A 12,163-nucleotide genomic window follows, 5' to 3' on the forward strand; every position below is an offset into this window, starting at 1 on the left:
GCGTGGCGGCCGCAGGGAACGAGCCGGACGGGGCGGCTGTGCTTCCAGGGGCGGATGACTCGTCCCCACCCCTTCCCCGACGACATACCGACCGGTTAGTCTGCCGGTGCAGTCGGCTGAGAGAGGCGGGACCGATGAGTACGGTGCAGGGCGCGGGCGTAGTGGTCACGGGAGCCGGAGGCGGCATCGGAGCCGCGTTGGCCCGCAGATTCGCCGCCGAGGGCGCACGGGTCGTGGTCAACGACCTCGACGAGGGCCGGATCAAGGCCCTCGCCGAGGAGATCGGCGGCACCGCGGTCGCCGGCGACGCCTCACAGATCGTCGAAGCCGCCCGGGACGCGCTGGACGGCACGGTGGACGTCTACTGCGCCAACGCCGGCCTCGCCTCGCCCGGTGACGCCTTCGCGGACGAGGAGGTCTGGGCCGCGGCCTGGGACGTCAACGTGATGGCGCATGTCCGTGCGGCCAAGGTGCTGGTCCCGGACTGGCTGGAGCGCGGCAGCGGCAGGTTCGTCTCCACGGCCTCCGCCGCCGGACTGCTGACGATGATCGGCGCGGCGCCCTACAGCGTCACCAAGCACGGCGTGGTCGCCTTCGCCGAGTGGCTCTCGCTCACCTACCGCCACCGCGGCATCAAGGTGCATGCGATCTGCCCGCAGGGCGTGCGTACGGACATGCTCACCGGCGCCGGATCGGCCGGAAAGCTGGTCCTCGCCCCCAGCGCGATCGAGCCCGAGGACGTCGCCGAGGCCCTTTTCGACGCGATGGCCGAGGACCGTTTCCTCGTCCTGCCGCACCCCGAGGTCGCCGGCTACTACCGGGCCCGCACCGAGGACACCGACCACTGGCTCGGCAGTATGAACCGCCTCCAGCGCAAGTGGGAGGAGACCGGCGCATGAGCGAGTCGATCTACGCGGCGAAGCCCTGGCTCCCGCTGCTCAGCGAGGCCCAGCGGGCCCCCGTCCACCCCGCCGAGACCCTGGTGCACGCCTTCCGTGACTCCGTCGCCCGGGCCCCCGGCCATCCGGCACTCGCCTACTTCGACGGACGCCTCACCTACCGAGAGGCCGACGAGCTCTCCGACTCCGTGGCCGGGCACCTCGCCGCCCGGGGCCTGGAGCGCGGCGACCGGGTCGCGATCATGCTGCAGAACTCCCCGCAGTTCGTGCTCGCGCTGCTCGGCGCCTGGAAGGCCGGGGCGACGGTCGTCCCGCTCAACCCGATGTACAAGTCCGCCGAGGTCGGTCACGTACTGAAGGACGCCGAGGTCACGGCGCTGATCTGTTCGGACCGGGCCTGGGAGGCGTATCTGCGGGACACCGCCGCCGGCGCCCTGTCCGTCCGGATCGCCGTCACCGCCTGCGAGCTGGACCTCCAGACTTCGAGCGACGAGCGGGTGCTGAACTTCGAGCGGCTGCCGGCCGCCTACGACGCCGACGACCTGGTGGCCGTCGCCCGGCAGGGCCTCGCGGCCCCCGCCGGCCGGGAGCTCACCGCCGGCGACGTGGCGCTGATCAGCTACACCTCCGGCACCAGCGGCACCCCCAAGGGCGCCATGAACTCCCACGGCAACATCATGGTCAACGCCGAGCGCCAGCGCACCGGCCACCCCATCGCCGAAGGCTCCGCCTACTTCGCCCTGGCGCCGCTCTTCCACATCACCGGCATGGTCTGCCAGCTGGCCGCCTGCCTCACCAACGCGGGCACCCTGGTCCTGGCGTACCGCTTCCACCCCGGCGTCGTCCTCGACGCCTTCACCGAGCACCGGCCCGCGTACACCGTCGGCCCGTCGACCGCCTTCATGGCGCTGGCCGCGACCCCCGGTGTGACGCCGGAGCACTTCTCCTCGTTCCAGGTGATCTCGTCCGGCGGCGCACCGCTGCCGCCCGCGCTCGTCGAGAAGTTCCGGGCGGGCTTCGGCCCGTACATCCGTAACGGCTACGGCCTCACCGAGTGCACCGCACCCTGCGCCTCGGTGCCGCCCGAGCGTGAGGCACCCGTCGACCCGGTCTCCGGCACCCTCTCGGTCGGCGTGCCCGGCCCCGACACGGTCGTGCGGATCATCGACGAGAACGGGGCCGAGGTCCCCTTCGGCGAGCAGGGCGAGATCGCGGTGCGCGGTCCCCAGGTCGTCACCGGCTACTGGCGGCTGCCCGAGGCCACCGCCACCGCCTTCCCGGACGGCGAGCTGCGCACCGGCGACATCGGCTTCATGGACCGGGCGGGCTGGCTCTACGTCGTCGACCGCAAGAAGGACATGATCAACGCCTCCGGCTTCAAGGTCTGGCCGCGCGAGGTCGAAGACGTCCTCTACACCCACCCCGCCGTGCGCGAGGCCGCCGTCGTCGGTGTCCCCGACACCTACCGCGGCGAGACGGTCCGCGCCTACGTCAGTCTGCGGCCCGGCGCCTCGGTCGAACCCGGCGAATTGGGTGCGTACTGCAAGGAACGGCTGGCCGCGTACAAGTATCCGCGCGAAGTCGAGATCCTGACGGAACTTCCCAAGACCGCAAGTGGGAAGATCCTCAGGCGGGAACTGCGTTCACCCCGCTAGAACCGGTTCACGCACACTCACGGAAGGAAGGTGGCGGCTATGGCCAAGGCGACGGACGGGAGCGGTACCCCCGTCCCCCAGCGGCTGCTGGCCGCCGCCACCCGGCTCTTCGCCGAGCAGGGGTACGACCGCACCTCGGTCCAGGAGATCGTCGAGGCGGCCGGCGTCACCAAGGGCGCGCTCTACCACTACTTCGGCTCCAAGGAGGACCTCCTCCAGGAGGTCTACGCCCGGGTCCTGCGGCTCCAGCAGGAACGCCTCGACGCCTTCGCGGAGGCCGACGCCCCCGTCGAGCAGCGGCTGCGCGAAGCCGCTGCCGACGTCGTCGTCACCACCATCGAGAACCTCGACGACGCCTCGATCTTCTTCCGCTCCATGCACCACCTGAGCCCCGAGAAGAACAAGCAGGTACGGGTGGAGCGGCGCCGCTACCACGAGCGCTTCCGGGCCCTCGTGGAGGAGGGGCAGCGCAGCGGGGTGTTCTCCACGGCCACCCCGGCGGACCTGATCGTCGACTACCACTTCGGCTCGGTCCACCACCTGTCGACCTGGTACCGGCCGGACGGCCCGCTGTCCCAGCAGGAGGTCGCCGACCACCTCGCCGACCTGCTGCTGCGCGCCCTGCGGCCCTGATCCGTCAGGCCGGTCCACCACCGGCCGGCCCGGCCCGGCAGCGCCTCGGCCGCCGCGTCCGTCCCGGCCGGCACCGTACGGGCCGAGGGCGGCAGCGCCCGGCCGGCCCCGGTGAGGACGGCCCGGCGGCCGGGCCGTTCGAGCGGGTCGGCCCCAGCTCCCGTTCGAGGTTGCGGACGGACGTGCTCAGTGCCGACTGCACGATCAGTCCGGCGCCGGCGGCGGCGGTGGAAACGCCGTGCGTGATCACTGCCGTGAAGGGGCGGAGCCGGCGAATCTCCATCCGCCCACGGTAGTGATCACAGGCAGCGAATCCATCTGTTGGACCGTATCCGGTGGCGGGGTGAAGCTGGATACATGGCACATATCCAGGTTTCGACGCGTATTCCCCCTCTGTGGAACGTGGCCTACGGACCGCACCGCCCGAGGGCCGTCCGGATCCTCGCCCGCTGCCTGCTGCGGGTGCGGGCCTTCGCCCGCGAACTGGCGCTCGCCGATCATGTGCCGTACGGCGGCTACTGACGAAGGCCCGGAATGATGTGGGCCGGGCACCGGCGCCCCCGCTAGCATCCGACGATGCGGACACCGGTCGACGAAGAGCTCCACGCCCTGGGCCGACTGCTCGGGCACCCGGACCCCGGGCAGCGTCACGCCGCGCTGGTCCGGCTGGGCGAGCGCGTCACCGCATGCCCGCCGCCCGACGACGAGGCGATGGACGTACTCGCGGGACTGCTGCCCACGACGCTCACCGGGCCGCCGGAGGCCGACCTCCTGCTGGCCGGTCTGTACGAACGGCTGGGCCATCGCCCGACCGGCCGCCCCCGGCCGCAGTGGCGCGCGGTGGCCGGGCAACTGCCCGCACAGGTACGGATCGCGTGGCTGCGCGCCGATGTGCTGCACGACCCCGGAGTGCTCCGCGACGAGGTCCCGGGCGAACTCCTCTACCAGGCCGTGCGGGGGGCGGGGATCACCGCCACCCAACGGCCGGGGCGGCTCGTCGACGAGCTGGCGGGCAGCGGTGATCCGGTGCTCCGGGCCGAGGCGCTGCGGCTGGCCCGGGAGGGACTGCATGCCGGACTCCTGGCCCCGGCGTCGGTGCGGGAGAAGCTGATCGCGCTGCTGAGAGGCTCCGGAGCCCCGGTCGTCGCGGGCGTACTGGGCGCACTCGCCGAACCGTGGGCGGTGACGGACCCGTTGCCGCCCGGCCTCCTGGACCCGTTCCTCCTCCCCGGTTCGGTACCGGAGCGGTCCGGGGAGCCGGTTCCGGGGCAGGCCGGGGAGCCGGCGGGGGACGCCGGGCGGGCGGGGCCCGTGGCCGAGGCCGCCCTCGTGGCCGCCGCGCGCCACGGTCACCGGGGCCTGCTGCGACGGGCCGTCGCGGACCCCCGCCTCGCTCCGGACCTCCGGCGGCGCGCGATGGAACTGCTCGGCGAGGTGGCGGACCGCGACGACATCGACGGGCTGACGGCCGCCGCCGCCAGCGACCCGCTGCTGCTCGGCGGCCCGGCCGTGGCCTGCCTGCGCGGCCTCCACCGCCGCGGACACTTCCCGGACGGCCCCGCCGTCCGCACCTTCATCGAACTGGCCCTGGCCGATCACTCCGCCCTTCCCCGCGACGTGGCGACGATCCTCTACACCTCACGCACGGAGACGCTCCGGGTCCTGACGGACGCGCCGGCCGACGATCCGGACTGGCCACGACGGCTCGACCTGCTCGTAGCACTGGCCGGGCAGGGCGCAGGGGACCTCCCGATCGGGGAAGCCGTCGCCCGGGTACTCCCCGCGGCCCCGGCGCCCGCGCCCTTCCTCGACGCGATCCGCGCACTGCGCCACACCGACGCCGAGGAAGCCGTGATCGCCCTGCTGCCCTCGGTGCCGGCCGTGGCCCTGGACACGCTGGAGGCGATCGGCGGGGACCTGACGGTACGGGCCCTGCACGACGGCCTGGGCCTCACCTCCGGCGGGACGGCGCCCCACCTGCGCCCCGTACGCGACCGGGCCCTCGCACTGCTGTGGCAGCTGAACCGCGATCCGGTGCGACGCGGCGAGCTCCTCGCCCGACTCGACCCCGTCGATCTGCCGCCGCGCATCGCGGCGGACCTCGGCGGACCGGACGCGCGCGAACTGGCCCTGCTGAGTTCCCACCTGGACCCGGAAGCACCCGTGGCGGCGCTGTGCCGCCTGGCGGCCCACGGCGACGCCGGTACCCTCCCGGTCATCGCCGACCTGCTGCTGCGCATCGTGGCCGGGCAGGCCGCGGCGAGGAGCCCGGACGCGGCCCCCCGGACGTGGGAGCACGGAAAGCCGGCCGGTGAGCCCGTCGTGCCGCAGGAGGTCCCGGAGGCCATCAGCGCCCTGGGCCGCCGGCTCCACGGGCGCGGCGCGATCCGGCCCGTCTGCCTGCTCGGCGCCACGGACGCGCGGGAGGCCGGAAACGCGCTGGTCGCCACCGTGGCGCTGGACCTGCTGGACCGACCCGGACTCTCCGACGACGAGCAGGTGGTCCTGCTCGAACTGCTGCTCAGCGCCCCCTGGAAGGGAACCCGGGCGCGGGTGCACCGGCTGCTGCGCCACCACGACCGGCACGTACGCAAGCACGTCATCGCCCTGCTCGCCCACGACACCACGGGCGAGGACGCCCAGGCGCTCTCGGCGACGCTGATCACGCTGACGCGGGCCCAGGACATCCAGACCGTCCGGCAGGCCCTGCTCGCCCTCGGCCACGCCCGGGCCCACTGGGCGAGCGCCGCCATCGCCGCCTGCCTCGACCATCCGAACATGAACATCCGGAAGACCGCGGCCGAGGCGCTGGTCCGGGCCGGCGCGCCGGCGGCGCTCCCCAAGCTGCTCGCCCGGCTCGGCCAGGACAGCAACCCCGGTCTGCGCGACACCCTCGTCGCGGCCCTGCGCGCCGTCCTCGGCGACGCCTACGCGGCCACCCTCCTCGCCGCCGCCGAGCACAGCCGCGACGACGCCACCCGGTGCCTGCTGCTGGAGGGCCTCGACGGCGTCCTCGCCGCACGTTCGGTCCGCGCACTGGACGAACAGGAGTCACCGGTGGCCCCCGCCCTCCTCGCCCTGGTGGCCTCCCGCCGGGTCGCGCTGGCCTCCGGCACCGTGAAGGATCTGGCGTCGGCCATGGTCCGGCACGGGATCGCCGCACCGGCCGCCAAGGACCCGTCAGCGGCGTCCGGTGCCGCGGACCGTGACATCGAGGCACTGGTGACCGGGGGCTGGGACCCTGGGGCCGCGCGGCGCCTCGCCGAGCGGGACGAGCCGCTCGGCCCCGCCCGGGCGAAACAGCTGCGGCCGATGGCGGGCGACTGGCTCGCGATGGCGGGCTCCCTGCCGGACCCCCGGGACAAGGCCCTCCGGAACAAGGTGCTGCGGTTCGCGCTGGGACTCTGCCCCGGGCCCCGGAGCCACGAGGAACTCACGGTGTTCTCCCGGTCCGCCCCGCTCCTGCTGGACGCGCTGACGGATGCCCGGGACAAGGACCGGCACGATCTGATCGCCGTACTCGAAGGCATCGCACCACTGCTGACGGCCACCGAGAAACCGGCGGCCGTCGCCGCGGTACGAGCCCTTGGCCCCGCACCGGCGACGCCGAACCGCTCCACGCTGACCCTGCTGCGCCTCCTCGGCGCGGTACCGGTCCGCGCCGATCTCGACCGGGCCCTCGCGGACGCCCGGCTCGGCGCCGACCCCTGGCGGGCCGAGACGGCTGTGCTGCGGGAGGCCTTCGCCGTACCGGAGCCCGACGCCGCACCCGTGTCCGCGCAGGCCCGGGCCTGGCAGTCCGCCCTGGCCGAAGCGGTCCGGGCACCGGACACCCTGGCCGGGCTCCGCCGCACGGACGACGGCACGCTCCCCTCCCGGGACCGGCTGGCCGCGCTGATCGAGGCTCACCGCGGCGCCGCTCCCGGGGTCCGCCCCGCCCTCATCGACTGGATGACATGGCTCCAGCCCGTCGACGCACCCCCCTGGACCCTCGCGGAGAACGCCCGCGCACCGGAGCCGCCACCGCGCCGGGTCAGCGTCGACGACCTGGACCAGCCGCGTTCGGCGGCCCTGCGGGAGCGGCTGCTCGCCATGCTGGGGTCGGCCGGGGCGGAGGGCAGACAGACCGCGGCCGAGGCGCTGGCGCGGTGGCCCGAGCCGGAGGCCCGCCTGGCCGTGCTTCGCGCGTACCTCCGCGGCCGGGTCACCCTGCCCGCCGAAGCCGGGACCGCCCGCGTGCTCGGGGCCCTCGGCGCTCTCGCCGAGACGGAGCTGCGCGCCGACGGGATTCTGCGCGACCGGGTGGCACGTGCCGCCGCGGGGCTCGACCCGTGGGAGCTGGAGCGGCTGGTGCCGCTGCTGCTGGAGTGGTGGGAGCACGCACCGCCGGTCGTGGCCCGGGCCGCCGGGGACGCGCTCCGCGCGTATCCCGCCGACGCGCTGGCCGAGGCGCTCGGCGACCGCCTCGACGCCGGGGCCTGGGGATACCTGGACCTGCTCGCCGGACGCCCGCTCCTGCGCACCCCGGCCCTGACACGGACCCGCAGCCGGCTGCGAACGGAAGGGCGCGCCGGACTCGCCGACCGGCTGTGCCTCGTGGAGGGCCCACTGCGGGGCCCGGAGGCCGGGCAGCAGGACGCCGCGGCACTGGCAGCCCTTCGCGACCGTGCCGCCGCCGGTCCCACCGCGACGGGACACCGCCCGTCCCGGCGGGAACTGCTGGACCTCGCCGGGGCCGGCACACCGGAGCAGATCTGCCGGGCGCTCACGGACCTGGCAGCCGGTCACCCCGGCCCCGAACCGGACCGGGACCCGCGACTCATGGACCTGCTGGGCGGGCTGCTCACGCACCCCAGGCCCAGGGTCCGGCTGCGCGCCCACCGGACCTCACGGGCGATGCTCGGCCGGAGCGCCCATCTGCGCCACACCGAACTCCTGCTGGACGACCCCCGGCCGGACGTCGTCCGCATGGCGGTCCTGACGCTCTGCCGGGCCGGCTGGGAGCCGGCGGTCCCCGCGGTGACGGCGCTGCTCGGGCACCCGCACGCCGTCGTGCGCGAGGCGGCGGCCGACGGGCTCGTCGGGCTGGGCGGCGCGGCGGTCCCGGCGCTCCGCCACGCCACCGCCCGTGCCCGGCCCGACCGGCGCTCCCGTTACACGGAGGTCCTGGACCGGATCGGGGGCGGCGAACACTGACGTGATCCGCCGCCCCGGCCGGCCGTCTGTCGGACTCCCCGGCCCACCGCCTACAGGTACTTCTTGATCTCCCGCCGGGCCAGCGACCGCTGGTGCACCTCGTCCGGACCGTCGGCCAGCCGCAGCGTCCGCGCCGCCGCCCACAGTTCGGCCAGCGGGAAGTCCTGGCTGACCCCGCCCGCGCCGTGCAGCTGCACCGCCTGGTCGAGGATGGAGACGACCGCGCGCGGAGTGGCGATCTTGATGGACTGGATCTCGGTGTGCGCACCGCGGTTGCCGACCGTGTCCATCAGCCAGGCCGTCTTCAGCACCAGCAGCCGCAACTGCTCCACCGTGACCCGGGCGTCGGCGATCCAGTTCTGCACGACGCCCTGCTGGGCGAGCGGCTTGCCGAAGGCCGTACGGGCCACCGCGCGCCGGCACATCAGCTCGATGGCGCGCTCGGCCATGCCGATCAGCCGCATGCAGTGGTGGATCCGGCCCGGACCCAGCCGCGCCTGGGCGATGGCGAAGCCGCCGCCCTCCTCGCCGATCAGGTTCGCGGCGGGCACCCGCACGTTGTCGAAGACCACCTCGGCGTGGCCGCCGTGGTGGTGGTCCTCGTATCCGTACACCTTCATGGCCCGCTTCACCGTCAGACCCGGCGTGTCGCGCGGGACCAGGATCTGCGACTGCTGGCGGCGGATGTCATCGCCGTCCGGGTCGGTCTTGCCCATCACGATGAAGATCGCGCAGTCCGGGTTCATCGCCCCGGAGATGTACCACTTGCGCCCGTTGATGACGTAGTGATCTCCGTCCCGGGTGATCCGGGTCTCGATGTTCGTCGCGTCCGACGAGGCGACCTCGGGCTCCGTCATGGCGAACGCGGACCGGATCTCCCCGGCCAGCAGCGGCTCCAGCCACCGCTTCTTCTGCTCATCGGTGCCGAACTGGGCGAGCACCTCCATGTTCCCGGTGTCCGGCGCAGCGCAGTTGAGCGCGGTCGGCGCCAACTGCGGGGAGCGGCCCAGGATCTCCGCCAGCGGGGCGTACTGGAGATTGGTGAGCCCGGCGCCGTACTCGGCGTCCGGCAGGAAGACGTTCCACAGCCCCTGCTTACGGGCCTCGGCCTTGAGGTCCTCCACCACCTGCGGGGTGTCCCACGGGGACGCCAGCAGTGCGCGCTGTTCCTCCGCGGTCTGCTCGGCCGGGTAGACGTGCTCGTCCATGAAGGTGAGCAGCTTGGCGCGCAGCTCCTCGGTACGGGCGTCGAATGCGAAGTCCATGGGGTGGGTCAGCCTTCCTGGAGGGTGGTGAGGCCGTGCTCGATGAAGACGGGGACGAGGTCGCCGATGCGGTCGAAGCCGCCGCCGACCGTCTGGCCCAGGGTGTAGCGGTAGTGGATGCCCTCCAGGATCACGGCGAGCTTGAACCAGGCGAACGCCGTGTACCAGGAGATGCCGGAGGTGTCCCGGCCGGAGCGTTCGGCGTAGCGCTCGATCAGCTCGGCGGGGGAGGGGTGGCCGGCCGCCCCGCTGGTGGTGGAGACCGGCGAGTCGGGCAGATCCAGATCGGAGCTGTACATGACCAGCAGACCGAGGTCGGTCAGCGGGTCGCCGAGCGTCGACATCTCCCAGTCGAGGACGGCCTTGATCTCGTCGTCGGCCCCGATCAGCACGTTGTCCAGACGGAAGTCGCCGTGGACGACCGTGGGGGCGGGGGAGTCGGGCAGCTGCCGGCCGAGCGCCGCGTGCAGCTCGTCGATGCCGGGAAGTTCGCGGTTGCGGGAGGCGTCCAGCTGCTTGCCCCAGCGGCGCAGCTGCCGGTCCAGGAACCCCTCGGGGCGCCCGAAGTCCCCGAGGCCGACGGCCTGCGGGTCGACGGCGTGCAGCTCCACCAGGGTGTCGACCAGACCCAGCACCGCCCTGCGGGTGCGCTCGGGGCCCAGCGGGGCGAGCTGCTCCGCCGTGCGGTACGGGGTGCCCTCGACGTACTCCATGACGTAGAACGGCGCGCCGATGACCGAGTCGTCCTCGCAGAGCAGCACCGGTTCGGGGACCGGGACGGCCGTCGGGTACAGCCCGCTGATCACGCGGTGCTCGCGCTTCATGTCGTGCGCGGTGGCCAGCACATGACCCAGCGGCGGCCGGCGGACGACCCATCGGCCGGTGCCGTCCGTCTCCGTGACGACGTACGTCAGGTTCGAACGGCCGCCCTCGATGAGCCGGGCTTCGAGCGGTCCGTTCACCAGCCCCGGCCGCTCGCGGTCGAGATGGCCGCGCAAGCGGTCGAGGTCGAGACCTGGCGGGTGGACTGGGCTCATCGTGCGCACCTCCGGGGTGAATGGATCGTCGGTGTTCATGATGCCGACCAGTCGGTATGTCGTCCAGTGAACTTCCGGAACGGAATGTGTGACTCCGGCCCGAATGGTGGGCGGACCTTGGCATTCAGTCGTATGGCTGAATAGAGTTCACGTATGAATACAGACTGGTTGATCGACGAAGTCCGGCTGACCCCGATCCTCATCGCCGACCCGCCGCTCCTCAACACCCAGGGCGTTCACCAGCCCTACACCCCGCGGCTCATCGTGGAGGTTGTCACCCGCGGCGGGGTGACCGGCATCGGGGAGACCTACGGCGACGGGAAGTACCTCGAACTGGCCGAACCCCTGGCCGCGGCCCTGCCCGGACGCCCGGTCAGCGATGTGAACGGCCTCTTCGCCCTTGCCGACGAGGTGTGCGGAGATTCACGCGCGGCCGACGAGCGCGTCGACGCGGGCGGACTGCGTGGCGTCCAGACCGCGGACAAACTGCGGCTCTCGGTGGTCTCCGGCTTCGAGGTGGCCTGCCTGGACGCCCTGGGCAGGACTCTCGGCCTGCCCGTGCACGCGCTGCTCGGCGGCAAGGTCCGCGACAGCGTCGAGTACAGCGCCTACCTCTTCTACCGCTGGGCCCAGCACCCGGACGGCGGCGAACGCGACGACTGGGGTGCGGCCGTCGACCCGGCCGGAGTCGTCGCCCAGGCCCGGCGCTTCGCCCGGGAGTACGGCTTCTCCTCCTTCAAGCTGAAGGGCGGCGTCTTCCCGCCCGACGAGGAGATCGCCGCGGTCCGCGCACTGGCCGAGGCGTTCCCCGGGCAGCCGCTGCGTCTGGACCCCAACGGGGCCTGGTCCGTCGAGACCTCGCTGTACGTCGCCGAGCAGCTCAAGGACGTACTCGAATACCTGGAGGACCCGGCGAGCGGCACGGACCTGATGGCCGCCGTCGCGGCCGGCACCGACGTCCCGCTGGCCACGAACATGTGCGTCACCACGCTCGCCGAGGTCCCGGAGGCCTTCGCCCGGGGCGCCGTCCAGGTCGTCCTCTCCGACCACCACTACTGGGGCGGACTGCACCGCACCCGTGAACTGGCCGGTATCTGCCGCACCTTCGGCGTCGGCCTCTCCATGCACTCCAACACCCACCTCGGGATCAGCCTCGCCGCCATGACGCACGTCGCGGCCACCGTCCCCAACCTCGACTACGCCTGCGACAGCCACTACCCCTGGCAGACCGAGGACGTCATCACCACGCGGCATGTCTTCTCCGACGGCCGGCTGGCCGTCTCCGACGCCCCGGGCCTCGGCGTCGAACTCGACCGGGAACGTCTCGCCGTACTGCACCGCCGCTGGCTCGACGACGACGGCACGATGCGCGAGCGCGACGACGCCGCCGCGATGCGCAAGGCCGAGCCGGGATGGTCGACGCCCGCGATCCCGCGCTGGTGACGGAGCTCTCGGCGCCCGCCTGAGTTGCGGGCACC

At 73.4% G+C, this 12,163-nt stretch carries 8 protein-coding genes; 6 read left to right on the forward strand and 2 right to left on the reverse strand.

What is annotated here, in order from left to right; translation table 11 throughout:
* The first annotated feature begins 134 nt into the window (after positions 1–134).
* The 5 genes from OG959_RS31535 (at position 135) to OG959_RS31555 (ending at position 8,383) form a co-directional block, all read left to right on the forward strand.
* A complete protein-coding gene (locus tag OG959_RS31535) occupies positions 135–899 on the forward strand; it encodes an SDR family oxidoreductase (protein ID WP_326663951.1) in 765 nt (254 codons plus the stop codon).
* On the forward strand, positions 896–2,554 hold the full coding sequence (locus OG959_RS31540) for a class I adenylate-forming enzyme family protein (protein ID WP_326663952.1): 1,659 nt from the start codon (positions 896–898) through the stop codon (positions 2,552–2,554). The genes OG959_RS31535 and OG959_RS31540 overlap by 4 nt, the downstream gene beginning before the upstream one ends.
* A gap of 39 nt (positions 2,555–2,593) precedes the next feature.
* Positions 2,594–3,187 carry a TetR/AcrR family transcriptional regulator gene (locus OG959_RS31545; RefSeq protein WP_148016106.1) on the forward strand — a complete coding sequence of 198 codons (594 nt, stop codon included), beginning with the start codon at positions 2,594–2,596 and terminating at the stop codon, positions 3,185–3,187.
* A gap of 357 nt (positions 3,188–3,544) precedes the next feature.
* On the forward strand, positions 3,545–3,709 hold the full coding sequence (locus OG959_RS31550) for a hypothetical protein (protein WP_326663957.1): 165 nt from the start codon (positions 3,545–3,547) through the stop codon (positions 3,707–3,709).
* Between the two features lie 54 nt (positions 3,710–3,763).
* Complete coding sequence (locus OG959_RS31555; protein WP_326663959.1) at positions 3,764–8,383, forward strand: HEAT repeat domain-containing protein; 4,620 nt, start codon at positions 3,764–3,766, stop codon at positions 8,381–8,383.
* Positions 8,384–8,433: 50 nt separating this feature from the next.
* On the opposite strand, the gene OG959_RS31560 is transcribed toward OG959_RS31555, so the two are convergent.
* Positions 8,434–9,648 carry an acyl-CoA dehydrogenase family protein gene (locus OG959_RS31560; protein WP_326663961.1) on the reverse strand — a complete coding sequence of 405 codons (1,215 nt, stop codon included), beginning with the start codon at positions 9,646–9,648 and terminating at the stop codon, positions 8,434–8,436.
* Positions 9,649–9,656: 8 nt separating this feature from the next.
* Positions 9,657–10,685: a phosphotransferase family protein gene (locus OG959_RS31565; RefSeq protein WP_326663963.1), complete on the reverse strand. Its 1,029-nt coding sequence runs from the start codon at positions 10,683–10,685 to the stop codon at positions 9,657–9,659.
* A 153-nt stretch (positions 10,686–10,838) separates the two neighbouring features.
* Between OG959_RS31565 and OG959_RS31570 the strand changes: the two genes are divergently transcribed.
* Complete coding sequence (locus tag OG959_RS31570; protein ID WP_326663965.1) at positions 10,839–12,128, forward strand: glucarate dehydratase family protein; 1,290 nt, start codon at positions 10,839–10,841, stop codon at positions 12,126–12,128.
* The last annotated feature ends 35 nt before the right edge of the window (positions 12,129–12,163 follow it).

Origin of the sequence: Streptomyces sp. NBC_00385, assembly GCF_035917155.1 — a bacterium.
Taxonomy (GTDB): Bacteria; Actinomycetota; Actinomycetes; order Streptomycetales; family Streptomycetaceae; genus Streptomyces; species Streptomyces poriferorum.